Origin of the sequence: Shigella sp. FC1967 (assembly GCF_001743005.1) — a bacterium.
GTDB lineage: Bacteria > Pseudomonadota > Gammaproteobacteria > Enterobacterales > Enterobacteriaceae > Proteus.
In genome coordinates, this window is sequence record NZ_MIIZ01001321.1 from 1 (window position 1) to 395 (window position 395).

Consider the following 395-nt stretch of genomic DNA (forward strand, 5'->3'; position numbering starts at 1 on the left):
AACTTCCCTTTTGCTGCCTTCGATACGAACTCAGCGATCACCGAAGCCAGCATGTCGGAGGTAAGGTGAAGCGGCAGCTTTATCGTGTCGAAGTCAGCTGCTTGATGGTGAACAGGCGGATGTGATCGTTGCGGTAGTCACGCACATAGATGACATGACTCTCAAATGGGTTGGAGTGGTTAAAGGCATCCATACCCCAGCCTGCGGCCTCAAGATGTGCGTTTGATACTGACTTGTCGTAATCAAATTCCACGCTATTACTCTCCGTCTTGTCGTACAGGAACTTTCACATGTGAAAGTTTTCCGTCGGTCATGATGTCCAGGACGGCTTTGCCCAGTCTCATCCCTTTATGGTATTGAACCGGGTCTCCCTTGTAGAAAAATCCTGGCTCGTT

The 395-nt window shown here is 49.6% G+C and carries 1 protein-coding gene; it reads right to left on the reverse strand.

Annotated features, from left to right (window positions below; all coding sequences use genetic code 11):
- Positions 1 to 79: 79 nt before the first annotated feature.
- Complete coding sequence (locus BHE89_RS21650; RefSeq protein ID WP_458694252.1) at positions 80 to 253, reverse strand: hypothetical protein; 174 nt, start codon at positions 251 to 253, stop codon at positions 80 to 82.
- Between the last annotated feature and the right edge of the window lie 142 nt (positions 254 to 395).